Source organism: Antarctobacter aquimaris, from assembly GCF_900184945.1.
GTDB classification, from domain to species: Bacteria; Pseudomonadota; Alphaproteobacteria; order Rhodobacterales; family Rhodobacteraceae; genus Maliponia; species Maliponia aquimaris.
In genome coordinates, this window is record NZ_FXYF01000003.1 from 204,124 (window position 1) to 225,239 (window position 21,116).

The window sequence follows — 21,116 nt, forward strand, 5'->3', positions numbered from 1 at the left end:
CACCCTATGGCCGGTCCCCTGTGGGGGCACTCGCCTTTTCCACGAAATTCCAGCCACCAGGAATTGCGATCCATGATGGGCCTGCACCTCGGATGTCGACTGGTCTTTGCCCTTGGGCAACCCACGCCGATGATCCTGCTGCTGAACGCCCACTCTTCGCGGGCCGGCGATCTGGAGCAGCCTGATCGGCTGGTCGCGACGCCCTAGGTCCCGGTCGCAAGCTACCGCGACAGCTTTGGCAACTGGTGTTCGCGCCTGGTGGCGCCTGCTGTCCGGCTTTGCCTGGAAACGCTTTGGCAAGGGGCCGATGGGCTGGCAGCGCGTGCAGGCGGTCTGCGATTTTGTGCATGGCCACGTGCGCCTTGGCTACGAGCATTCGCGCGCCACGCGGACGGCGGCCGAAACGCTGGTGGAGAAGGTGGGGGTGTGCCGCGACGACTCGCATCTGGCGATCACCCGGTGGCGCTGCCTTAACATCCCGGCGCGCTATTGCACCGGCTATGTCAGCGACATCGGCCAGCCTCAGCCCTGCGCGCCGATGGATTTCGCCGCCTGGATGGAGGTCTGCCTGGGCGGCCGCTGGTGGAGCTTCGATCCGCGCAACAATGACACGCGCTATGGCCGGGTGCTGATCGCGCAGGGGCGGGACGCCGCCGGCGTGCCGCTGTCGCACAGCTTCGGGCACGACGCGCTTTCGGACTTCAAGGTCTGGATCGAGCATCTGGCGGATGACGCCGGCGCGCAGGGGCGAGCGCGGGCGCTCAGAACCGGGTGTCCAGCGGCAGCAGGCCGCCGGTCATGACCTCGAAACGGTAGGTTTCATCGGGGACGCGGGTCAGGTCGGTGTCGCTGATGAAGTCGAAATCGGCGTAGTACCACTGCACCTTGACACCGCCAGGTGCGGGTTCGAAGGACATCGCCACCCGGCAGTACATCATCGACCCCGCGCTGAACCACCCGGGCTGGAAATACCCCGGGCCGGTCACCACGGCGAGCAGGTCGTTGTTGCCGGAGTTCCCGTCGCCGCGATTGCGCACGTAGGCGGTGATCTCGTAGTCCGGGCCGGTCGTGGCCGGGTCGGTCGCGCGCTCCACGAGGTCGGCAAAGTCGTAGCCTTCGTCGACCATGTGCTGGCGGAAGGTCAGGGTGTGGCTGGCGATGCAGATCTGCTTGATCAGCGGTTCCAGGACCTCGCGGCGGTCCTGGAGGATCACCTCGGTCTCGATATTGCGGGTCAGTTCGATGTTCATGACCTTCGCCTCGCCAAGGGTCTCGACATAGCGCATCTCGGCCGAGGGGGTGCCCAGCACCAGCGCCAGCAGTTCCTGCGGCAGCGCGGCCCCGTCGGCGGTGACCGCCTTGTAGGAGCGGTCGGCCAGCAGCTTGGCCACCTGGAGCGCGACCTTGAAGACCTCCGCGTCGGAGGCCGCCGTCGCCGCACCGTCGCGGATGAAGGGCGAATGAAAGCCAAGCCGCGCGCCCGGTTCCAGCTGGCGGCTGGGGTAGGGGCTGTTGGCGCCAAAGGACTGGCCGAACATGAACAGGATCGCGCAGGAGGACAGGCATTCGTCGCCCGACCGCACGCGGGTGCCAAAGAAGAAGGCGGTGTCGCCCCGCTCGGACGCCTGGAGAAAGGCGAGCACCTCACCCAGCGATCCGCCCGGGCTGTTCAGGCAGATGCGGGTGTTGAACCCGTCCAGCAACCCGGTGCCGATGGCCTGCGTCAGGTCGCCCGGACCGATGGGGCCTTCGAACAGCACGGCGCAGTCGCCCATGTCCGCCGGTTGCAGGCGGGTCCATGTCCCGGCCTGCGCCGTCGCGGCGGTCAGCAGAAAGGTGAGGGCGGCGAGGCAGCGCAGAACAGCGGACATGAAAAGGGCCTGTCGTTGGAATGGACAGGCCCAGCATGCCGCCCCATGCGGGGGCGGCGCAAGGTCTCTTCGCTCAGGCGATCTCGACCAGTTCGATGTCAAAGGTCAGGTCCTTGCCCGCCAGCGGGTGGTTGGCGTCGATGGTCACGGTTTCCTCGCTCACGTCGACCACGACCACCGGCAGCACCTGGCCGTTGGGGGCCTGCACCTGAAGCTGAAGGCCGACCTCGAGCGGGATTTCCGGCGGGATCTCGGCGCGCGGGACGTCCTGGCGGGCTTCGGGGTTGGCCGGGCCATAGGCCTCGTCCGCCGGGATCTGCACGGTCTTCTTGTCGCCCACGGTCATGCCGGGGATCGCCTTGTCGAGGCCGGGGATGATCTGGCCGGAGCCGACCTCGAATTGCAGCGGGTCGCGGCCTGCGCTGGAGTCAAAGGTGGTGCCGTCGGCAAGGGTGCCGGTGTAATGAAGACGAACGGTGTCGCCGGATTTGACCTGCGTCATGGGGTATCCTGTCATGTCGGGGAGGGTTGATCTGCGAGGCCGGGTGCGTCCCGGGTACTCAGGCTTGGCCAATAACCTATGCGTCCGGGGCCGGATTTGCAAACCGACTTCTGCGGACAATCCGCCCGGATCGGGGTTTTCGCCGCGCGCGGCGCGTGTCAGGGTGGCGCCCGGAGACGGGAAGGAGAGCCGCGATGGCGATCAAGGTGTGCGTGTTCGATGCCTATGGCACGCTGTTCGACGTGGCCGCCGCGGCCCGCGTGGCGGCCGAGGAGCCGGGGCGCAAAGCGCTGGCGCAGGTCTGGCCGCAGCTGGCCGCCGACTGGCGCGCCAAGCAGCTGGAATACAGCTGGCTGCGCGCGGTGACGGGCGATTACGTGCCGTTCTGGCAGGTCACCCAGGACGGGCTGGACTGGGCGATGGAGCGTGCGGGCCTCGACGACATGGAGCTGCGCGAACGCCTTCTGGCGCTGTATTGGGAGCTGCCCGCCTACCGCGAAGTGCCTCTGATGCTTGCGAAATTGCGGGCGCATGGGGTGTCGGCGGCGATCCTGTCGAACGGCAGCCGTGACATGCTGGAGGGTGCTGTGGACAGCGCCGGCATCGGCGAGTTCCTGGCGGCGGTGCTGTCGGTCGAGCAGGTGGGCATCTTCAAGCCCGCCCGCGCGGTCTATGACCTGGTCGGGCAGGAGTTCGGCTGTACCCCTGCGGAGGTGCTGTTCGTGTCGTCGAACGGCTGGGACGCGGCGGGGGCTTCGGCCTACGGCTTTGACACGGTCTGGGTGAACCGGGCGGGACTGCCGATGGACCGGCTGATGGCGCGCCCGCAGCATGTCCTGAGCGATCTGACATCCATACCGGAGCTTGTGTGATGCCGCGTTTTACCACCTCTGACGGGCTGTCCCTGTTCTACCGCGACGAGGGCGAGGGGCTGCCGCTGCTCTGCCTCGCGGGGCTGACGCGGGATGGGCGCGATTTCGATTTCGTCGCCCCGCATCTGTCGGGTAACAGGCTGATAAGGCTTGATTATCGCGGGCGGGGTCAGTCCGACTGGGGCCCGCATGAGACCTACCAGATCCCGGTCGAGGGGCGCGATGCGCTGGAGCTGCTGGATCACCTGGGGATCGCCAAGGCCGCGGTTCTGGGCACCTCGCGCGGGGGGCTGATTGCCATGGTGCTGGCGGCCTCGGCCAGGGACCGGCTGCTGGGCGTGGCGCTGAACGACATCGGCCCCGAGATAGCCGACGCCGGGCTGGAGGTGATCAAGGGCTACCTCGGCCGCAAGCCGCCGCAGAAGACGCTGGCGGAGGTGGCGAAGCGGCGGCAGGAGCTGCTGACAGGGTTCGTGGGCGTGCCCGAGAGCCGCTGGATGGAAGAGGCGGAACGGCTATTTGTCCAAACGGACCAAGGGCTTGACCTGACCTATGACCCCAAGCTGCGCGACGCGGTGCTGGGCGGTGACGTGCAGCCCGCGCCGGTGCTCTGGCCGCTGTTCGACGCGCTGGCGGGGCTGCCTTTGTGTGCCTTGCGGGGTGAGAATTCGGACCTGCTGACGCGCGAATGTTTCGAGGAAATGAAGCGGCGGCGGCCGGACATGGTGGCAGTGGAGGTCAAGGGGCGGGGGCACATCCCGTTCCTGGACGAACCGGAGTCGCTGGAGGGGCTGCGAAAATGGCTGGGGATGCTGCGCCGGGACGCGCCCTGATCCGGTCGGCAAGTTGTACAAAAGGTACGTCTTGTACGCGATTTCTGTCGTTTTGTACAAGGCGGCAAGGGTTCGCTAACCTTTGCCGCCGCTGCGCCCTTACGGGTCCGCCTGATCGTTCAGGTTGAACACCCGCGAGGGGTGCAACTCGCCTGCCTTGTAGCGGCCGACGGCGACGGGCTTGCCCTCGAACGAGGCCCAGGCCTCGTCGCCATACTCGACGTCTGACGCCAGCACCATGCCGGGGTTGCCGTTGCGCAGGCGGACGGCCCCCTGCGCGGTGCATTTCAATTCCGGCAGGTCGGCCAGCCCGACCTCGAGCGGCAGCAGGTAGGCGTCCAGGTCCGGCGTGCGGGCCAGCGCGTCGACCTGCTCCAAGGTGATCCCCTGTTCGGCGTCGAAGGGGCCGGACCAGACGCGGCGCAGGCTGCGGACATGGCCGAGGCAGCCGAGTTTCTGGCCGAGGTCGCGGGCGATGGCGCGGACGTAGCCGCCCTTGCCGCAGGTCATCTGCAACACCGCGTGGTCGGGGTCGGGGCGGTCGGTCAGCAGCAGTTCCTCGACCCAGAGGGGGCGCGCGGCGATGTCCAGTTCCTCGCCCTCGCGGGCGAGCTTGTAAGCGCGTTCACCGTCGATCTTGACCGCCGAGAACTGCGGCGGGACCTGCATGATCTCACCGACAAAGCCGTGCAGCGCCTCCTTGATCTCGTCGTCCGTCGGGCGCAGGTCGGAGGTGGCGATGACCTCGCCTTCGGCGTCGTCGGTGTTGGTCGCCTGGCCGAAACGCACGGTGAACTGGTAGGCCTTCAGCGCGTCGGTGACGAAAGGCACAGTCTTGGTCGCCTCGCCCAGCGCGACGGCCAGCACGCCGGTGGCCTCGGGGTCGAGCGTCCCGGCATGGCCGGCCTTTTTCGCGTCGAACGCCCAGCGGACCTTGTTGACCACGGCGGTCGAAGTGGGGCCGGCGGGTTTGTCGACGATGAGCCAGCCGGAAATGTCCCGGCCCTTGCGCTTGCGTGCCATTGGGTGTCCTCATGGATGAGGCGCGGGGGGTAACAAGCGGCACCGGCCCTGTCAATCGCGGGCGGGTGTCGGCGGAAAGGTGGGCCCGGTGAGAGCGGTTGTTCAGGAGCGGTACGGCGGGCCGGAGGGGTTGCGGGTCGGCGATCTGCCGGTGCCGGAGCCGGGGCGCGGACAGGTCCGGCTGAAAGTGTCGGCCTGCGCGGTGAACCTGTCGGACTGGGAGTACCTGACCGGAAGTCCGTTTTATGCGCGGATGGTCGGCGGGCTGTGGCGGCCGAAACAGCCGGTGCTGGGGTCCGATATCGTGGGTATCGTTGAGGCGCTGGGCGAAGGCGTCAGCGGCTTTGCCCCGGGCCAGAGGGTGATGGGCGATTTCGTCATGACGCGCGGCGGATTTGCCGACTGCGTCTGCGTCCCGGCGGGGCATGTGGCCGCCGTGCCCGAGGCCCTGAGCGACGAGATCGCCGCCTGCCTGCCGCAGGCGGGCGGCATTGCCGTGGCGGGGACCGAAGGCTTGCGGCCCGGAATGCGCCTGCTGATCAACGGCGCGGGCGGCGGATCGGGGACCATGGCGCTGCAACTGGCCAAGGCCAGGGGCGCGCATGTGACCGTGGTGGACAACGCGGGCAAGGTGGAGTGGCTGCGCGGGCTGGGGGCGGACGCGGCGATGGACTATCGGCAGCGCGACTTTACCGAGGTCGGTGAGACCTGGGACAGCATCCTGGACATGGTGGCGACGCGGGGTCCGGCGCGGATCGCCCGCGCGCTGGCACCCGGCGGGCGCTACCGGGCGGTGGGGGGCGAGGTCAGTGTGCTGTTGGCGCTGGTCTTTGGCGGGCTGGCCTGGCGGCTGCGGGGCAAGTCCATCGGGATGCTGATGGTGCCCTCGGGGCGTCAGCTGACCGAAACCGTGGCCCGCATGGCCGTCGAAGGGCGGATCGCGCCGCACCTGGAGGCGGTACTGTCGCTGGAGGATGTGCCCGAGGCGCTGCGGCGCACCGGGGCGGGCGAGGTCAGGGGCAAGATCGTGATCCGCCCCTGAGGGGTGTCAGGTCCGCACGCCCTTGAACCGTTCCTGCCAGTCCTCGCGTTCGGCATCGGTGATCTTGCGGAAGGTCACTTCGGGCACCGTGAAGGCATGGCCGGGGGGCAGGGCGGTCAGCGCCTCGGACAGGTTGCCGGGCCAGTCCGCGCCCTGAACATGCATCGCGGTCAGCAGTTCGGCGGAGGCGTCCGGGATGAAGGGGGCGGAGATCACGGCGTAGAGGCGGATCAGGTTTAGCCCCAGGCGGATCTGCATGGCGGCCTGCTCCGGGTCCGTCTTGATGGTGGACCAGGGCGCGACCTCTTGCAGGTACTCGTTGCCCAGCACCCAGGCGGCACGCAGGGCGGCGGCGGCCTTGCGGATCTCGATCGCCTCCATGTGCTCTTCGTACTCGCGGACCTTGGCCGTCAGGTCGGCGATCAACTGGTCCTCACGCGCGCCGGGCGTGCCGCCCTCGGGCACCGCCTCGGAGAATTTCGAGCGGCAGAACTTGGTCACGCGGGAGGCGAAGTTGCCCAGCACGTCGGCGAGGTCCTTGTTCACCGAGGTCTGGAAGTTCTCCCAGGTGAATTCGCTGTCGGAGTTTTCCGGCGCGTGGCTCAGCAGCCACCAGCGCCAGTAGTCCGCCGGCAGGATCTCCAAAGCCTGGTCCATGAACACGCCGCGCCCGCGCGAGGTGCTGAACTGGCCGCCGTCATAGTTGAGGTAGTTGAAGGACTTGATGTAGTCGACCAGCTTCCACGGCTCACCGCTCCCCAGGATCGTGACGGGGAAGGACAGGGTGTGGAAGGGCACGTTGTCCTTGCCCATGAACTGGGTGTAGCGGACATCCTGGGCGCCCTTGTCGGTGCGCCACCAGCGTTCCCAACTGTCGCCCTTGCCCGCGTCCACCCATTCCTGCGCGCAGGCGATGTATTCGATGGGGGCATCGAACCAGACGTAGAACACCTTGCCCTCCATGCCCGGCCAGGGGTCGTCGCCCTTTTGCACCGGCACGCCCCAGTCGAGGTCGCGGGTGATGCCGCGGTCCTGCAACCCGTCGCCGTCGGTGAGCCATTTCTTGGCGATGGAGGTGGTCAGCACCGGCCAGCCCTCGCGCGTGTCGATCCACTGTTCGATCTGGTCCTTCATCGCGGACTGGCGCAGATAGAGGTGTTTCGTCTCGCGCATTTCCAGGTCGGTGGAGCCCGAGATGGTGGAATGCGGGTTGATCAGGTCGACCGGGTCGAGCTGTTTGGTGCAGTTGTCGCACTGGTCGCCGCGCGCCGACTCGAAGCCGCAGTTGGGGCAGGTGCCCTCGATGTAGCGGTCGGGCAGGAAGCGGCCGTCGGCGTGCGAATACATCTGCGTTTCAGAGACTTCGCGGATCAGGCCATTATCATCCAGCACCTTGGCGAAATGCTGGGTCAGGCGGTGGTTCTGCGGGCTGGAGGAGCGGCCGAAATGGTCGAACGACAGGCGGAAGCCCTCGGCCAGGTCGCTCTGCACCTGCCACATCTCGGCGCAATACTCGGCCACCGGCTTGCCCGCCTTGGCGGCGGCCAGTTCGGCCGGGGTGCCGTGTTCGTCGGTGGCGCAGAGGAACAGCACCTCGTGGCCGCGGCTGCGCAGGTAGCGCGCGTAGAGATCGGCGGGCAGCTGCGAGCCCACGAGGTTGCCCAGGTGCTTGACGCCGTTGATGTAGGGAATGGCGGAGGTGATGAGATGGCGGGCCATGGGTCGATCCGTTGTTCACGTCGGGCGGTGTCTAGCGGATGTTGCCGGGGCTGGCCAGTGGCGTTGGCGCCTGCGGGACCTCGGGGAGAGGCCGGGATCAGTCGCGATCCCGGAACCGGCCCAGCAGGCGCCCGATGGTGAAGCTGGAGCGCGGCGTGTAGATGTAGCGCGTGCGGGTCGGCCTTGTGCGGCGCGTCCGCATCCGGACCAGACCGAACACCAGAAGGGCCGCGTGTCCCGCGGCGATCAGGCCGAACAGCGCCGTCGGGCCGTAACGCTCGATCAGCAGCGAGGCGACCCAGGGTGCCGCGATGGCGCCCACCGCGTACCAGAACATCAGCGCCGCCGAGAGCGCGACGCGCTCATCCTCGCTGGCGAAGTCGTGGGCGTGGGCGGCGGCGATCGAAAAGATCGGAAAGGTGGTGAGGCCGAACAGCGCGGCGGTCGCCATGATCGCCCAGGTCGGCATGCCGGAGGCCAGCGCGGTGAGCGCGCAGCTGACGATGGCCGCGACCGAGAGCCAGATCAGCACGTGCCGCCGGTCATAACGGTCGGCCAGCCAGCCCACCGGGTACTGCGCCAGCGCCCCGCCCGCCACGAAGGAGGCGAGAAACAGCGCGATCTGCCCGGTGTGCAGCCCGACCCCGGTGCCGTAGAGCGGCCCGACCATGCGGAACGACGCGCTCGACAGCGCCGAGACCAGCACGCCGGCCACCGCCAGCGGCGAGCGGGTCCAGGCGAGGCGCGGCGTCAGGCGCGGCGCCTCGGGCATCTCGGGCGGGCTGAGCCGCGTCAGGGTCAGCGGCAGCAGTGCTGCGCAGCAGATGATCGCGAGGATCGTGTAGCTGATGTAATGCGCCGGCGGCAGGATCGAGATGATCAGCTGCGCCCCAAGCGAGGCGGTGATGTCGGCCAGCCGGTAGGCCCCGGTGGCGCGGCCGCGGTTGGCGTTGGTCACCTTGGCGTGCAGCCAGGCCTCGATCACCGTGTAGCAGCCCGCCACGCAGAGCCCCTGCGCGATCCGCAGCGCCGCCCAGGCATAGGGGTCGTCGGTCAGGATGTGGCCGAGGATGCCGATGGTCCCCAGCGCGGTGAAGGCGGCAAAGGCGCGCGAATGGCCGACGTCGCCCATCAGCCGGGGCGCCCACCAGCAGCCGATGAAGAACCCGGCGAAATGCGCCGAACCCAGGATGCCGATCTCGGCGGTGGTGAAGTTCAGCGCCAGCCCCGACAGCGCGTCGAGCGGCCCGACGCCCCCTGACGAGAGCTGCAACAGGATGACCGACAGGAACAAGGCGGCGAAGGAAAGAAGCATGCGCATGCCCCCTTCTGCGCGCTCAAGCCGGGAGTGTCACGTGGCTGTGCGACATTTTCGGGGTCGTTTTGAGGGCTTTGCGGGGGGTCGGCAGGGATTTGGGGGGGCTGGTTGGAGCCCTCTTCGTCCGATGCTGCACTACACACGAATGGCCGCTTGGTCTGGTTGGGAGAACAATGCAATTAATACATTCTACGGCTTCCCATCACCCTTGCCAGTAGCGTTTGAGCTACCTATTTTGACGCGATGGTAAGGCGACTCGCAATTTATCTGGCCGCATTCGCAGGAGCTTTCATCGTTTGGATTGGTCTTGCGGTGGTCGAAGCAATTAACCCTTTCCTGCCATGGCAGTATCCGGCTTTGGCGTTGTTTATGGGTATGGGCTTTCCCGGTGGCGCCTCCCCAGAAATGCACTATATGAACCACGTAGCCGAAACATGGTTTCCGTTTCTGGTCGCCTTCTTCATCGCTAAAATCCTTACGAAAAAACGTGCAAGGTTCTACGGCGCTCTAATGCTTTATGGCGCGTTTTTGCTATGGTCATTGGCGATGGTATGGCTGGATCAAAAAGGCATGCCACTCAACACCATTTTCCTCGTGGGTTTAATGGGCACTTTCTTTGGTGGAGGGACCCTATACTTTTTGCTCGTCGATCCACAGCAATCGAAGCGAGAATTTCCCGCAATTCAAAAGTAACAATTGCACAAGGCCACATTTCAATACACAGAACACCGCGGTCAGATAGCACTGCTGTTGGTATGCAACCGAAAGCAGCCATTGGCGCAACTGCAGCGAATTCACCCTTTGTCCCGCACGACTGACATAGACACCTCGCCAAACCATCCGGTGATTGTCGGACCTCTCGGTGCCCGGCAAACGGCACCCGTGTGATGGGTCAGCCCTCCCGGGACTCCGCGCCGGGCCAGCCCGCCAGCCGGCCTCCCTCCAACCGCCAGGTCTTGGGCGGCATCATCCGCGCGCGCAGCCGCTCGATCCGCCAGGCCTGCCCGCCCGGTCCATGCGCCGGGTCGCAGGACAGCCGTGTCTCGATCCCCGGCGCGCCGCCCGTGCCGGGCGTCAGCAGCAGCCCCAGCGGCCGGCAGAACCCGTTCTCGGCCCCCGCCTCGGCGGCCAGGTGCAAGCGGCGCACCGGGGTCATGCCGGGCGGTTCGGCCAGGTCGGCCACCACCACCGGGGCGGCGCCGCTGCGCAGCGCCTCCTCCATCGCCCAGAGGCTGTCCTCGGGGCGGTCGGTGGCGGCCAGGATCACCTCGGCGGGCGAAAACAGCCCGACCATGCCGCAGGGGTTCAGCTGATCGGGGCTGTGGCGGCGGTGGATCCAGATCACCGGCCCGCCCGCCTGCGCCATCACGTGCAGCGCCAGCGTGCGTCGCGCCTGGCCGCAGATCTCGTGCACCCGCGCCAGCGGCAGCGCGATCTCGTGCCAGAGGGTCAACGCGGGGGGCGGCGCATGGGGGCGGCGCGACAGGAGGGCAGAGGCCATGGTCATGAGTCGCAGCCTGCCATGTTCCGTATTTGTTCTCAAGTGCGGAGGTGCGCGGGGCCGATCCCCTTGCCATCCCGGCCCGAGGTGTCATCTTGCCCCCCAACACGGATGACAAGACAGGAAGACCCGCATGAAGATGAACCCGTTGGGCCGGAGCGGCCTCACGGTGTCCGAGCTTTGCCTTGGCACCATGACCTATGGCACCCAGACCGCGCCCGGGGACGCGCACCGCCAGATCGACCGCGCGCTGGCGGCCGGGATCAATTTCATGGACACCGCCGAGATGTACCCGGTGAACCCGGTCCGCACCGAGACGGTGGGCCGCACCGAGGAGATCCTCGGCGACTGGTTCGCCGCCACCGGGCGGCGCAAGGACTGGATCCTGGCCACCAAGCATTCGGGCGAGGGCAGCCGCGCCCGGAGCGGCGCGCCGATCTCGTCCAGGACCATCCGCGAGACCATCGAAGGCTCGCTGAAGCGGCTGAAGACCGACTACATCGACCTCTACCAGTTCCACTGGCCGAACCGGGGCAGCTACATGTTCCGCAAGAACTGGCGCTATGACCCGTCGCAGTCGGGCTGGACCCGGGCGCAGGTGGTGGCCGACATGGAGGATTGCCTGGGCGCGTTGCAGGCCGAGGTCGAACGCGGCACGATCCGCGCCTTCGGCCTGTCGAACGAAAGCGCCTGGGGCACGCAGATGTGGCTGCAGACGGCGGCGCGGACCGGCGGGCCGCGCGTGGTGTCGATCCAGAACGAATACTCGCTGCTGTGCCGGCTGGCCGACACCGACCTGGCCGAGCTGATGACCTACGAGGAGGTGGGGCTCTTGCCCTTCTCGCCGCTGGCGGCGGGTTTCCTGACCGGCAAGTACCAGGGCGGCGCGGTGCCGGAGGGCTCGCGCATGACGCTGAACGACAGCATGGGCGGCCGCAAGTCGCCGCGCGTGTTTGCGGCGGTCGAGGCCTACCTGGCGGTCGCGCGCGACTTTGGCCTGGACCCGGTGCACATGGCGCTGGCCTGGTCGGCGCGGCGGCCCTTTGTGGCCTCGTCGATCTTTGGCGCGACGACGCTGGAGCAGCTTGATCATTTGCTGGGCGCGGCCGAGGTCGAGCTGACACCGGAGCTGCTGGAGCGGCTGGACGCGGTGCACAAGGCCCACCCGATGCCCTACTGACCCGGCAGGCCCGGGCTCTGGCAGGGCAGGAGGGCGGAGTGCCCGGATGCCAGGGCCGCTTCACGGACGATCGCCCCGGCCGATCCTTGCGGGGCGGTCACCACCAGGGCGATCCCTTGCGGCTTCTTCTCTGTGAAAATACCCCGGCGACATCGCCTGTCCCATACCGCCGCCGGGCAAGCGCTCAGCCGCCCACCCGCCCCTGCAACCCGCGCAGGTGGTCGGGCAGGGCGCGGGCGGTGACGCTGGCCTCCTTCACCAGGTTGTCGAAATGCGTCGTAATCGCCGCGATCCGCACGGTGTCGCGGAAGGCCAGGTAATTGCGGCCCAGGTAGAGCACCGCCAGCAGCGGGCCGAACACCGTGACCGGCGCGGAATAGAGCCGCCGCGCGTCGAACAGGTAGACCCGCAGCCGGGGATAGAGCGTGGCGGACAGCTCGATCAGCTTGGCCAGCTGCGCGCGGCGGATGTCGGCGGAGAGACCGGCGTAATAGCCGGTGCCGGCGGCAAAACTCTCCAGCTCGTAGAGCGGCAGCGCGATCTCGTAGTCGGACTTGGACGCGCGCATCCAGGTCAGCCGGTCTTCGGAGGCGTTGATCGCCTGTTCCGTGGTCCGGCCCAGGTGCGGGCCGTATTCCCATTCCAGCACCGCGCGGGTCTTGAGCATGTCGGGCAGGCTGGCGGGGACATGGCGGATCTTGTAGCCCTCGGCCTCGCGGTGCCACTGGTAGATCTGTTCGTCCACCAGCGCGCGCGGCGCCTCGGTCAGGGTCAGCGAGGTGGCCAGCAGGTCGGCCGCACTTTCGGGCCGGTCCGACAGGCCCAGCAGCCAGTCCGTCGACACCCCCAGCGCCTGCGCGCAGGCCCCCACGAGATGCGCGTTGGGCAGGCGTGCGCCTTCGTCCTTGAGCAGTTGCGAGATGGTCGAACGGTCCACCCCCACCGCCCGCGCCAGCGCGGTCTGGTTCGATCCTGCGCGGGTCATGGCCTGCGTCAGCCGTGCGCGCAGGAGAGCGGCGCGCTGTCGTTTGTCGAGAATCCCCTTCATGTGGTGATTATTGTCACGGAATGCGAAAAATGTGAACCAGACACAGAATGCCCCGCGTCTCACGCGCTCGTTACCGTGGCGCCAATCGGACCCATTTTGGAGACCTCATGGAGACGCGGGCACGCACGCTGGTCAAATCGCTCATCTGGACGCTGCTGGGGCTGGTGGTCATGGCGCTGGTCGGACTTGCCTTTACCGGGTCGCTGGCCCTGGGCGGCGGCATGGCGGCGGTCAACGCGGTGCTCGGCTTTGTCACCTACCTGGCCTACGAGCGGCTCTGGGCCGCTGTCCGCTGGGGGCGCCCCCATGGCTGACCGCCTGCGCGGCCTCGAATGGCCGACCCTGGCGCTGCTCGCCGCCTGCTACGCGCTCTGGGCGCTGGGCACCACGCTGGCCGCCGCGCTCTGGCTGCCGCTGGGCATGGCGCTGGTCACGGTCGGCGCGGCGCTGCATTCGTCGCTGACGCACGAGATGCTGCACGGCCACCCGTTCCGGTCGCGGTTCTGGAACGCGGCGCTGGTGTTTCCGGCGTTGTCGCTGGTGGTGCCCTACCTGCGGTTCAAGGACACGCACCTGGCGCATCACCGCGATTCGATCCTGACAGATCCCTATGACGACCCCGAGAGCAATTACCTCGATCCCAAGGTCTGGGAGCGTCTGCCCCGCCTCCTGCGCGCGCTCTTGCGGGTCAACAACACGCTGGCCGGGCGGATGCTGCTGGGGCCGCTGCTGGGGACCGCCAGTTTCATGCTGGCGGACCTGCGGCTGATCCGGCGCGGCGACCGGCGGGTGCTGCTGGGCTGGGCGCTGCATGGGCCGGCGGTGGCGCTGGTGATCTGGTGGATCGCGGCGGTGGGGCAGATGCCGGTCTGGGCCTGGCTGGTCAGCAGCTATGCCGCGCTGTCGGTGCTGAAAATCCGCACCTTTCTGGAGCATCGCGCCCACCTGGATGCGCGCGGCCGCACGGTGGTGATCGAGGATCGCGGCCCGCTGGCGCTGATCTTTCTCAACAACAACCTGCACGTGGTGCACCACATGCACGCCATGGTGCCCTGGTATCGCCTGCCCCAACTCTATCGCAAGAACCGCAAGCGCTATCTCAGCCGCAACGGCGCCTACCGCTATGCCTCTTACGCCGAGGTGTTCCGGCGCTTTTTCCTGCGCGCCAAGGACCCGGTGCCGCATCCGCTGTGGCCCAAGGGGTAGGCGCGCGGCGCTCTTGCTAACCCCTTCGGTCCGACGCTAATGGCGGGATGGACCTCTGGATTTTCGCCACACTCTGCGCCGCCACCTTTCAGACGCTGCGCTTCATGCTGCACAAGGTGCTGTCGGGCGGCGCGCTGAGCGCCACGGGCAGCACCTTTGCGCGGTTTGCCTATGCCTCGCCGGCGGCGGCGCTGCTGCTGGGCGGTTACCTCTGGACCACGGGTGCCGCGCTGCCGGTGCTGGGGGCGGCGTTCTGGGGCTGGGCGGTGATCGGCGGACTGGGGCAGATCCTGGCGACGATCCTGGTGGTTCTGGCCTTTCGCGAGCGCAACTTTGCCGTTGGCATCACCTTCAAGAAGACCGAGGTCATCCAGACCGCGCTGATCGGCTTTGTCCTGCTGGGCGAGGTGATCTCCCTCATGGGCTGGGTGGCGATCGGCATCGGGCTGGCGGGGGTGCTGCTGCTGTCGCGGACGCCGGACGCGGTCGGGCTGCTGCGGGGCTTGCGCAGCCGGGCGGTTCTGCTGGGGGTCGGGTCGGGGTTTTTCTTTGCCGTGGCGGGGGTGGGTTACCGGGCGACGACGCTGTCGGTGCCGAGCGACGATCCCCTGCTGCGCGCCGCCGTGGCGCTGAGCTGCGTGACGCTGATGCAGTCGCTGGCCATGGCGGTCTGGTTGCGGTGGCGCGAGCCGGGGCAGCTGGGGGCCGTCTGGGTGGCGCGGCGGCGGGCGGTCTGGCTGGGGCTGACCTCGATGGCGGGGTCGATGGGCTGGTTCACCGCCTTCACGCTGCAGACGGCGGCCTATGTCTATGCCTTGGGCCAGGTGGAGCTGATCCTGTCGCTGGCCGCCTCGGTGCTGTTTTTCCGCGAAAGGGTGACGGCGCGCGAACTGGCGGGGATCGGCGTGCTTACCGTGTCGCTTGTGGTGCTGGTGCTGGTGCTGTGACGTCGTGCTGCGGCGTGCGCGACAGCGCGTCGCGCAGCACCAGCGTGACGGTGGCAAAGCTGACGTAGAGCAGCAGATACCACGAGCCCATCTTGGACAGGCGCACGAGGTCCAGCGTCGTCTGGCCATGGTAGAGCCAGGTGTTGGTGGCGGTGCCGATATTCTCGGCGATCCAGAGAAAGATCGAGCTCAGGAAGGCGGCGAGCGGCAGCGGCATCCAGCGCCGGGTGCGGTTCAGCGTGAACCAGACCCGGGTGCGCCCGTAGAGCACCAGCGTCAGCGCCATCAGCACGTAGCGCGCGTCCGGCAGGTAGTGATGGGCGAAGAAGTTGACGTAGATCGCCACGGCCAGCGCGAGGGTCATCCAGAACGGCGGGTAGGGGGCGAATTTCATGTCGAAGATGCGGATCACGCGCGCCATGTAGCTGCCCACGGCGGCATACATGAAGCCGGAAAACAGCGGCACGCCGTGGATCTGCAACACCGCCGGTTCGGGATAGGCCCAACTGCCGGCATTGACCTTGAACAGCTCCATCGCGGTGCCGGTGAGGTGAAACAGCAGGATGACCTTGGCCTCGGTCAGCGTCTCCAGCCGGAACAGCAGGAAGCCGACCTGAAGGGTGAGAGCGTAGAGAAACAGCAGGTCGTAGCGGTGCAGCGCCGCGTCGTCCGGCCAGAACCTGTCGGTCAGCAGCAGGCCCGCCAGCATCAGGAAGCCGAAGAGACAGGCCCAGCCCTGTTTCAGGACGAACATCGCGAGGTCCGCGAGGCCCCGGGGCAGGCGGGCGCGGGTGAAATCGCCAAGGGCGCGTTCGAGGCTGCGGGTGTTTTTCATCCGATCCGTGATAGTGCCAGGGTAGGGGGGCGCCAGTCAGGGATGCCTGACCTTTTCATCGAGGAAAGGGTGGGGGCGCTGCCCCCTCTGGCCTGCGGCCATTCACCCCCGGAGGTATTTGGACCAAGAAGAAGCAGGGCGGCGGCGCGCGGATCAGTCGGCGCGCGGGCCGGTGTAGTCCGCGTCCGAGACCTTTTCCAGCCAGTCGGCGGTGCTGCCGTCCTGCGCTTCCTGGATCGCGAGGTGGGACATGGCGACGTCGGGCGCGGCGCCGTGCCAGTGTCTTTCGCCGGGGGCGAACCAGACGGTGTCGCCGGGGCGCAGCGTTTGGATCGGCTCGCCCTCCTTTTGCGCGAGGCAGAGGCCGGACAGGATCAGGAGCGTCTGGCCCAGCGGGTGGGTGTGCCAGGCGGTGCGTGCGCCCGGCTCGAAGGTGACGACCAGCGCGTTGACGCGGGACGGGTCGGGTGCCGCGATCACCGGGTCAAAGCGCACGGTTCCGGTGAAATAATCGGGGTTCGGCGTGACGGAGGCGCGGGTGCCGGCGCGGTGAATCTGCATGGGGGCTCCTGGGGGGGTGGCGGTTGGCGGAAGGCTAGAGCAAGACGCGGGATTGACCAAGCCTGCTCTGGCACGGTCCGGTCGGTCCGGGTTTTCGTTGCCGGCTGTAACAGGGTGAAACGCCGCGCGAGGGCGGGCCGCTTGCGGTCGCCCGGTTATCTGTCATCTCTGGCCGCGGACAACAGGAGGCGACGGGATGACTTACGCGGCGGTGATATTCGACCTGGACGGGACATTGGTGGACAGCGAAGCCGTCGCGCTGGAGTCGGCCACGCGCGCCGCCGCGCGGTTTGGCCTGACCTGGCGCGAGGAGTTCTTTCACAGCCTGATCGGCACCGACTCCCTGACCACGCAAACCCGGATGGCCGAGGAGTTCGGCGCCGAGATCGTCCCTGCGCTGGACAGCGCCTGGGGCGAGGAATTCGACGCGATCCGCAGCCGGGGGATGCCGCTGAAGCCGGGTGTCCTGGACGTGCTGGACGCGATTGTCGGGCTGGGCCTGCCGCGGGCGGTGGCGACCTCGTCGCGGATGCGCGGCGCGACGGCCAGCTTGCGGGCGGCGGGGATTCACGACCGGTTCGATACGGTGGTCACGCGCGATTGCGTCGTGTTGGCCAAACCGCACCCCGAACCCTATTTGACGGCGGCGGCGCGGCTGGGCATCGCGCCGCAGCACTGCCTGGCCTTCGAGGACAGCGCCACCGGATCGCGTTCGGCCATGGCGGCGGGGATGACCGTGGTCGTGGTGCCGGACCTGGCTCCGGTACCCGAGGAGATCGGGCATCACCGCGCCGCCTCCCTTTTGGAGGGCGCGGGGCTGGCCGGACTTTTGTAGTGTGAAACGCCCGCCGGTCAGGGCGGGCGTTTCGGGCTGGGCGGGCAAATTTCTTTGAAAGAAATTTGCGGCGCGCGGTTCAGAGGCCGGGGTAGATCGGGAAGCGTTTGCAGAGCGCTTCGACCTCGGCCTTGACCTTGTCCTCGACGGCCGCGTTGCCGTCCTCACCGTTGGCGGCCAGACCGTCGACCACCTCGATGATCCAGTCGGCGATCTGGCGGAACTCGGCCTCCATGAAGCCGCGCGTGGTGCCGGCGGGGCTGCCGAGGCGGATGCCGCTGGTCACGGTCGGCTTTTCGGGGTCGAAGGGCACGCCGTTCTTGTTGCAGGTGATGTGGGCGCGGCCCAGCGCCTTTTCGGTGGCGTTGCCCTTGACGCCCTTGGGACGCAGGTCGACCAGCACGACATGGGTGTCGGTGCCGTGGGTCACGGTGTCGAGCCCGCCCTTGATCAGCTGGTCCGACAGCGCCTGCGCGTTGCGGATGACGTTCTGCTGGTAGGTCTTGAACTCGGGGCGCAGCGCCTCGCCGAAGGCCACGGCCTTGGCGGCGATGACATGCATCAGCGGGCCGCCCTGGATGCCCGGGAAGATGGCCGAGTTGAACTTTTTCGCCAGATCCTCGTCATTCGTCAGGATCATGCCGCCGCGCGGGCCGCGCAGGGTCTTGTGCGTGGTGGTGGTGGCGACATGGGCGTGCGGGAAGGGGCTGGGGTGTTCGCCCGCCGCCACGAGGCCCGCGAAATGCGCCATGTCGACGTGCAGGTATGCACTCACCATGTCGGCGATCTGGCGCATGCGGGCAAAGTCGATCTGGCGCGGGATGGCCGAGCCGCCGGCGATGATCATCTTGGGCTGATGTTCCCTGGCCAGCGCCTCGACCTGGTCGTAGTCGAGCAGGTTGTCCTGCTTGCGCACGCCGTACTGGATCGCGTTGAACCACTTGCCGGACTGGTTGGGCTTGGCCCCGTGGGTCAGGTGGCCGCCGGCATCAAGCGACATCCCGAGGATGGTGTCGCCCGGTTTCAGCAGTGCCTGAAAGACACCCTGGTTGGCCTGGCTGCCTGAGTTCGGCTGCACGTTGGCAAAGCCGCAATCGAACAGCTTGCAGGCGCGGTCGATGGCCAGCTCTTCGGCCACATCGACCCACTGGCAGCCGCCGTAGTAGCGTCGGCCGGGGTAGCCTTCGGCGTACTTGTTGGTCATCACCGAGCCCTGCGCCTCCATCACGGCGCGGGAGACGATGTTTTCCGAGGCGATCAGCTCGATCTCGTCGCGCTGGCGGCCGAGTTCGCCGGTGATCGAGGCATAGAGTTCGGGGTCGCGGGAGGAGAGCGACTCGGTGAAGAAACCGGTGTCGCGGTGGGGGGCGTTCATGGCGCTGCTCCTTTGGATTCGGGTTGGCCGGTTTCGTATCGGAAACCGCGTCGATCGCAAAGAAGGTAAAGCGGCGGGCTGCGACATTCCAGCGGCATGCGGGCGGCGGCACTGGCCCCGGGCGGGAACATGTGCTTCCATCCGACCCGAACGCCGACGACAGGAAACCCTTGATGACATTGCGGATCGCCTTTTGCGCCTCCAACGCGCCCATTGCGCAGGCGGCCCGGGCCGGGCTGACCCGGCGCTATGGCGATCATGCCGAGGAAGGCGCGGACGTGATCGTGGCGCTGGGCGGCGACGGCTTCATGCTGGCCACCATGCACCGCACGCAGGCGCTGGACGCGCCGGTCTACGGCATGAACCGGGGCACCGTCGGGTTCCTGATGAACGCCTATTCGGAACACGGGCTGGTCGAACGGTTGCAGGCGGCCGAGGAGGCGGTGATCAACCCGCTGGCGATGCGCGCGGTCTGTGCCGAGGGGGTCGAGCACAAGGCGCTGGCGATCAACGAGGTCTCCTTGCACCGCTCGGGGTCGCAGGCGGCGCGGCTGCGGATCAGCGTGGATGGCAAGGTGCGGATGGCCGAGCTGGTCTGCGACGGCGCGCTGGTGTCGACCCCTGCGGGGTCGACGGCCTACAATTATTCCGCGCATGGGCCGATCCTGCCGATCGGCGCGGACGTGCTGGCGCTGACGCCGGTCGCGGCCTTTCGGCCCCGGCGCTGGCGCGGCGCGCTGCTGCCGAAGGCGGCCGAGGTCATGTTCGAGGTGCTGGAGCCGGAAAAGCGACCGGTCATGGCCGAGGCGGACGGCGGGGCGGTGCGTGGCGTGATCGCCGTGCACATCCGGTCCGAACCGGGGGTGGTGCACCGGGTGCTGTTCGATCCCGGTCACGGGCTGGAAGAGCGGCTGATCCGTGAGCAATTCGTCTGATCCCTTGCGACTCGTTGTCAGTCCTGCGTGATTTCGGCAGGATGGACACGGAGACATGCGCCGCCGGCGCGTGGGATGGGGAGGATGACATGACCGATTTCAGGGGACTGCTATTGGCGGGGGGCCTAGTGGCGGTGGGGTCCGGCGCGGCGCTGGCCGACTGCGCCAGCGATGCGGCGATCGAGACCTACGTGGCCGACTACCTGTCGAAGACGCCGACCGCGGCGCTGGTGCCGGATGGCACCATGGACGACGCGCAGTGCACGCAGGAAAAGCTGGTCGATGCGCTGATCCCGCACCTGGGCGAGGTGATCGGCTACAAGGCCGGTCTGACCAGCAAGCCCGCGCAGGAGCGGTTTGGCGCGACCGAGCCGGTGGCCGGCGTGCTTTACGCCAACATGATGCTCGAGGACGGCGCCGCGGTGCCGGTGAACTTTGGCGCGCGGTCGCTGTTCGAGGCGGACCTGATCCTGGTCATCGGCGACGACGGGATCAACGGCGCGGCGACGGCCGAAGAGGCGATCATGCACATCTCGGCGGTGCATCCCTTCATCGAACTGCCCGACATCGTCTATGCCGAGGGCCAGCCGATCACCGACGTGACCCTGACGGCGAACGGCGTGGCGGCGCGGATGGGCGTGCTGGGGGCGGCGATCCCGGTCGAGGACCCGGATGTCATGCTGGCGGCGCTGGCGGCGATGACGGTAACCGTGCGCGACGCCGAGGGCACCGTGATGTCCGAGGCGCCCGGCGCGGCGGTGCTGGGCAATCCGGTCAACGCGGTGCTGTTCCTGATGTCCAAGGGCTACATCATGCAGGAGGGTGACCTGATCTCGGTCGGCTCCATCGGGCCGCTGCTGGCGCCGCCGCAGGCCAAGGGCGGGGCCTCGGTCACCTATGTCGGGCTGCCGGGCGACCCGGTGGTCACGGTGACCTTCACCGAGTGACCTCGGCCCAGAGGTCCGACAGGCTGACATCGGCGCTGTGATCGCGTCCGTAGGCGACAAGCGCCACGGAGCGCACGGCGCCGGGGGAGGGCGCGCGCGGCAGCAGCGCGCCGGATGGGCGGAAATCGCCCAGGGGCAGGGTGATCTCGGCCCACTCTGGCGGGGCGGTGAAACCCGCCTGGTAGTATTGCCAGGGCAAGATGGTGGCCGAGGTGCGCAGGTGCAGGTAGTAGGTCTGGCCATCGCCGCGGACGCGGATGCGCAGCGCGTCGGTGCCGTCGGGCAGGGTCAGCGCCTCGCGCCGGACCTGGATGAAGCCGCCGTTGTTGGCGGTGGAGACGGTGCCGGTCAGGCTGAGGCGCCCGGCGTCGATGACCGCCGTGCCGGAGGACACGCCGCCCATGACCCCGTCGGTGAAGAACCGCCACTGGCGGGCCTCGGCCGGGTCCGACAGATCGGCAAGGCGGACTGGGTCGGCGGACAGGGGCATGGCGGAGAGCATCAGCATGAGGGCGGGGATCATGTGTTTCATGACCTGCATATAGGGCGTGCCGCGCGCTTTCCGA

The 21,116-nt window shown here is 67.9% G+C and carries 24 protein-coding genes; 13 read left to right on the forward strand and 11 right to left on the reverse strand.

The features are described from left to right. The first annotated feature begins 72 nt into the window (after positions 1–72). Entirely contained in the window at positions 73–207 is a 135-nt protein-coding gene (locus MAA8898_RS27055) for a hypothetical protein (protein ID WP_281252850.1), read from the forward strand. 28 nt (positions 208–235) lie between these two features. Then, positions 236–802 (forward strand): transglutaminase-like domain-containing protein, encoded by a 567-nt coding sequence (locus MAA8898_RS06620; protein ID WP_245853264.1) that lies wholly within the window; start codon positions 236–238, stop codon positions 800–802. Here the strand turns inward: MAA8898_RS06620 and MAA8898_RS06625 are convergent. Further along, positions 762–1,871 (reverse strand): hypothetical protein, encoded by a 1,110-nt coding sequence (locus MAA8898_RS06625; protein WP_094020207.1) that lies wholly within the window; start codon positions 1,869–1,871, stop codon positions 762–764. The two genes, MAA8898_RS06620 and MAA8898_RS06625, sit on opposite strands and share 41 nt — an antisense overlap. Before the next feature lie 73 nt (positions 1,872–1,944). Next, positions 1,945–2,373 carry an FKBP-type peptidyl-prolyl cis-trans isomerase gene (locus MAA8898_RS06630; RefSeq protein ID WP_094020208.1) on the reverse strand — a complete coding sequence of 143 codons (429 nt, stop codon included), beginning with the start codon at positions 2,371–2,373 and terminating at the stop codon, positions 1,945–1,947. A 194-nt stretch (positions 2,374–2,567) separates the two neighbouring features. On the opposite strand from MAA8898_RS06630, the gene MAA8898_RS06635 reads away from it, so the two are divergent. Further along, the gene (locus MAA8898_RS06635; RefSeq protein ID WP_094020209.1) at positions 2,568–3,245 is read left to right on the forward strand and encodes a haloacid dehalogenase type II; all 678 of its coding nucleotides are present in this window, start codon (positions 2,568–2,570) and stop codon (positions 3,243–3,245) included. Next, entirely contained in the window at positions 3,245–4,078 is an 834-nt protein-coding gene (locus MAA8898_RS06640; protein WP_094020210.1) for an alpha/beta fold hydrolase, read from the forward strand. The genes MAA8898_RS06635 and MAA8898_RS06640 overlap by 1 nt, the downstream gene beginning before the upstream one ends. Before the next feature lie 99 nt (positions 4,079–4,177). Here MAA8898_RS06640 and truB read toward each other — a convergent pair whose 3' ends face one another. Continuing rightward, the gene (truB, locus tag MAA8898_RS06645; RefSeq protein WP_094020211.1) at positions 4,178–5,101 is read right to left on the reverse strand and encodes a tRNA pseudouridine(55) synthase TruB; all 924 of its coding nucleotides are present in this window, start codon (positions 5,099–5,101) and stop codon (positions 4,178–4,180) included. 88 nt (positions 5,102–5,189) lie between these two features. Here truB and MAA8898_RS06650 point away from each other — a divergent pair, with 88 nt between their 5' ends. Continuing rightward, positions 5,190–6,143 (forward strand): NAD(P)-dependent alcohol dehydrogenase, encoded by a 954-nt coding sequence (locus MAA8898_RS06650; RefSeq protein WP_094020212.1) that lies wholly within the window; start codon positions 5,190–5,192, stop codon positions 6,141–6,143. Between the two features lie 6 nt (positions 6,144–6,149). On the opposite strand, the gene metG is transcribed toward MAA8898_RS06650, so the two are convergent. After that, positions 6,150–7,862: a methionine--tRNA ligase gene (metG, locus tag MAA8898_RS06655; RefSeq protein WP_094020213.1), complete on the reverse strand. Its 1,713-nt coding sequence runs from the start codon at positions 7,860–7,862 to the stop codon at positions 6,150–6,152. 97 nt (positions 7,863–7,959) lie between these two features. Further along, positions 7,960–9,183 carry an MFS transporter gene (locus MAA8898_RS06660; protein ID WP_094020214.1) on the reverse strand — a complete coding sequence of 408 codons (1,224 nt, stop codon included), beginning with the start codon at positions 9,181–9,183 and terminating at the stop codon, positions 7,960–7,962. A gap of 240 nt (positions 9,184–9,423) precedes the next feature. Here MAA8898_RS06660 and MAA8898_RS06665 point away from each other — a divergent pair, with 240 nt between their 5' ends. After that, positions 9,424–9,873, forward strand: a complete 450-nt coding sequence (locus MAA8898_RS06665) for a hypothetical protein (RefSeq protein ID WP_141194808.1) — start codon at positions 9,424–9,426, stop codon at positions 9,871–9,873. A gap of 199 nt (positions 9,874–10,072) precedes the next feature. On the opposite strand, the gene MAA8898_RS06670 is transcribed toward MAA8898_RS06665, so the two are convergent. Continuing rightward, positions 10,073–10,687: an ImuA family protein gene (locus tag MAA8898_RS06670; RefSeq protein ID WP_245853265.1), complete on the reverse strand. Its 615-nt coding sequence runs from the start codon at positions 10,685–10,687 to the stop codon at positions 10,073–10,075. A gap of 127 nt (positions 10,688–10,814) precedes the next feature. On the opposite strand from MAA8898_RS06670, the gene MAA8898_RS06675 reads away from it, so the two are divergent. Beyond that, on the forward strand, positions 10,815–11,861 hold the full coding sequence (locus MAA8898_RS06675; protein WP_094020216.1) for an aldo/keto reductase: 1,047 nt from the start codon (positions 10,815–10,817) through the stop codon (positions 11,859–11,861). Positions 11,862–12,045: 184 nt separating this feature from the next. Here MAA8898_RS06675 and MAA8898_RS06680 read toward each other — a convergent pair whose 3' ends face one another. Next, positions 12,046–12,909: a helix-turn-helix domain-containing protein gene (locus MAA8898_RS06680; RefSeq protein WP_094020217.1), complete on the reverse strand. Its 864-nt coding sequence runs from the start codon at positions 12,907–12,909 to the stop codon at positions 12,046–12,048. A 107-nt stretch (positions 12,910–13,016) separates the two neighbouring features. On the opposite strand from MAA8898_RS06680, the gene MAA8898_RS06685 reads away from it, so the two are divergent. From MAA8898_RS06685 to MAA8898_RS06695, 3 genes are read left to right on the forward strand one after another with little or no spacing between them, the layout of a single operon-like run. Beyond that, entirely contained in the window at positions 13,017–13,223 is a 207-nt protein-coding gene (locus MAA8898_RS06685) for a DUF2061 domain-containing protein (protein WP_094020218.1), read from the forward strand. Then, positions 13,216–14,115, forward strand: a complete 900-nt coding sequence (locus MAA8898_RS06690; RefSeq protein WP_094020219.1) for a fatty acid desaturase — start codon at positions 13,216–13,218, stop codon at positions 14,113–14,115. The genes MAA8898_RS06685 and MAA8898_RS06690 overlap by 8 nt, the downstream gene beginning before the upstream one ends. A 47-nt stretch (positions 14,116–14,162) precedes the next feature. Next, positions 14,163–15,062, forward strand: a complete 900-nt coding sequence (locus MAA8898_RS06695) for an EamA family transporter (protein ID WP_094020220.1) — start codon at positions 14,163–14,165, stop codon at positions 15,060–15,062. Here the strand turns inward: MAA8898_RS06695 and MAA8898_RS06700 are convergent. Further along, positions 15,025–15,897, reverse strand: coding sequence for a DUF817 domain-containing protein (locus MAA8898_RS06700; RefSeq protein ID WP_094020221.1), 873 nt, complete (start codon positions 15,895–15,897; stop codon positions 15,025–15,027). The genes MAA8898_RS06695 and MAA8898_RS06700 overlap by 38 nt on opposite strands. A 153-nt stretch (positions 15,898–16,050) precedes the next feature. After that, positions 16,051–16,458, reverse strand: a complete 408-nt coding sequence (locus tag MAA8898_RS06705; RefSeq protein WP_094020222.1) for a (R)-mandelonitrile lyase — start codon at positions 16,456–16,458, stop codon at positions 16,051–16,053. Positions 16,459–16,654: 196 nt separating this feature from the next. Here MAA8898_RS06705 and MAA8898_RS06710 point away from each other — a divergent pair, with 196 nt between their 5' ends. Then, positions 16,655–17,293: an HAD family hydrolase gene (locus MAA8898_RS06710; RefSeq protein WP_094020223.1), complete on the forward strand. Its 639-nt coding sequence runs from the start codon at positions 16,655–16,657 to the stop codon at positions 17,291–17,293. Between the two features lie 79 nt (positions 17,294–17,372). Here the strand turns inward: MAA8898_RS06710 and glyA are convergent, their stop codons facing one another. Beyond that, positions 17,373–18,668, reverse strand: a complete 1,296-nt coding sequence (gene glyA, locus MAA8898_RS06715) for a serine hydroxymethyltransferase (protein WP_094020224.1) — start codon at positions 18,666–18,668, stop codon at positions 17,373–17,375. 173 nt (positions 18,669–18,841) lie between these two features. Between glyA and MAA8898_RS06720 the strand changes: the two genes are divergently transcribed. Then, positions 18,842–19,603: an NAD kinase gene (locus MAA8898_RS06720; protein ID WP_094020225.1), complete on the forward strand. Its 762-nt coding sequence runs from the start codon at positions 18,842–18,844 to the stop codon at positions 19,601–19,603. Positions 19,604–19,692: 89 nt separating this feature from the next. Further along, complete coding sequence (locus MAA8898_RS06725; protein ID WP_094020226.1) at positions 19,693–20,550, forward strand: 2-keto-4-pentenoate hydratase; 858 nt, start codon at positions 19,693–19,695, stop codon at positions 20,548–20,550. Here the strand turns inward: MAA8898_RS06725 and MAA8898_RS06730 are convergent. Continuing rightward, positions 20,540–21,082, reverse strand: a complete 543-nt coding sequence (locus MAA8898_RS06730; RefSeq protein ID WP_094020443.1) for a CIA30 family protein — start codon at positions 21,080–21,082, stop codon at positions 20,540–20,542. The genes MAA8898_RS06725 and MAA8898_RS06730 overlap by 11 nt on opposite strands. Between the last annotated feature and the right edge of the window lie 34 nt (positions 21,083–21,116).

Excerpts from the sequence above, each read along its gene's own strand:
- MAA8898_RS06695 (WP_094020220.1), top strand. The coding sequence starts at position 14,163 with ATGGACCTCTGGATTTTCGCCACACTCTGCGCCGCCACCTTTCAGACG.
- MAA8898_RS06630 (WP_094020208.1), bottom strand. The coding sequence starts at position 2,373 with ATGACGCAGGTCAAATCCGGCGACACCGTTCGTCTTCATTACACCGGC.
- MAA8898_RS27055 (WP_281252850.1), top strand. The coding sequence starts at position 73 with ATGATGGGCCTGCACCTCGGATGTCGACTGGTCTTTGCCCTTGGGCAA.
- MAA8898_RS06700 (WP_094020221.1), bottom strand. The coding sequence starts at position 15,897 with ATGAAAAACACCCGCAGCCTCGAACGCGCCCTTGGCGATTTCACCCGC.
- MAA8898_RS06670 (WP_245853265.1), bottom strand. The coding sequence starts at position 10,687 with ATGACCATGGCCTCTGCCCTCCTGTCGCGCCGCCCCCATGCGCCGCCC.
- MAA8898_RS06625 (WP_094020207.1), bottom strand. The coding sequence starts at position 1,871 with ATGTCCGCTGTTCTGCGCTGCCTCGCCGCCCTCACCTTTCTGCTGACC.
- MAA8898_RS06660 (WP_094020214.1), bottom strand. The coding sequence starts at position 9,183 with ATGCGCATGCTTCTTTCCTTCGCCGCCTTGTTCCTGTCGGTCATCCTG.
- MAA8898_RS06725 (WP_094020226.1), top strand. The coding sequence starts at position 19,693 with ATGACCGATTTCAGGGGACTGCTATTGGCGGGGGGCCTAGTGGCGGTG.
- MAA8898_RS06705 (WP_094020222.1), bottom strand. The coding sequence starts at position 16,458 with ATGCAGATTCACCGCGCCGGCACCCGCGCCTCCGTCACGCCGAACCCC.
- MAA8898_RS06680 (WP_094020217.1), bottom strand. The coding sequence starts at position 12,909 with ATGAAGGGGATTCTCGACAAACGACAGCGCGCCGCTCTCCTGCGCGCA.
- MAA8898_RS06720 (WP_094020225.1), top strand. The coding sequence starts at position 18,842 with ATGACATTGCGGATCGCCTTTTGCGCCTCCAACGCGCCCATTGCGCAG.
- MAA8898_RS06640 (WP_094020210.1), top strand. The coding sequence starts at position 3,245 with ATGCCGCGTTTTACCACCTCTGACGGGCTGTCCCTGTTCTACCGCGAC.
- MAA8898_RS06730 (WP_094020443.1), bottom strand. The coding sequence starts at position 21,082 with ATGAAACACATGATCCCCGCCCTCATGCTGATGCTCTCCGCCATGCCC.
- MAA8898_RS06710 (WP_094020223.1), top strand. The coding sequence starts at position 16,655 with ATGACTTACGCGGCGGTGATATTCGACCTGGACGGGACATTGGTGGAC.
- glyA (WP_094020224.1), bottom strand. The coding sequence starts at position 18,668 with ATGAACGCCCCCCACCGCGACACCGGTTTCTTCACCGAGTCGCTCTCC.
- metG (WP_094020213.1), bottom strand. The coding sequence starts at position 7,862 with ATGGCCCGCCATCTCATCACCTCCGCCATTCCCTACATCAACGGCGTC.
- MAA8898_RS06675 (WP_094020216.1), top strand. The coding sequence starts at position 10,815 with ATGAAGATGAACCCGTTGGGCCGGAGCGGCCTCACGGTGTCCGAGCTT.
- MAA8898_RS06685 (WP_094020218.1), top strand. The coding sequence starts at position 13,017 with ATGGAGACGCGGGCACGCACGCTGGTCAAATCGCTCATCTGGACGCTG.
- MAA8898_RS06690 (WP_094020219.1), top strand. The coding sequence starts at position 13,216 with ATGGCTGACCGCCTGCGCGGCCTCGAATGGCCGACCCTGGCGCTGCTC.
- MAA8898_RS06635 (WP_094020209.1), top strand. The coding sequence starts at position 2,568 with ATGGCGATCAAGGTGTGCGTGTTCGATGCCTATGGCACGCTGTTCGAC.
- MAA8898_RS06665 (WP_141194808.1), top strand. The coding sequence starts at position 9,424 with ATGGTAAGGCGACTCGCAATTTATCTGGCCGCATTCGCAGGAGCTTTC.
- truB (WP_094020211.1), bottom strand. The coding sequence starts at position 5,101 with ATGGCACGCAAGCGCAAGGGCCGGGACATTTCCGGCTGGCTCATCGTC.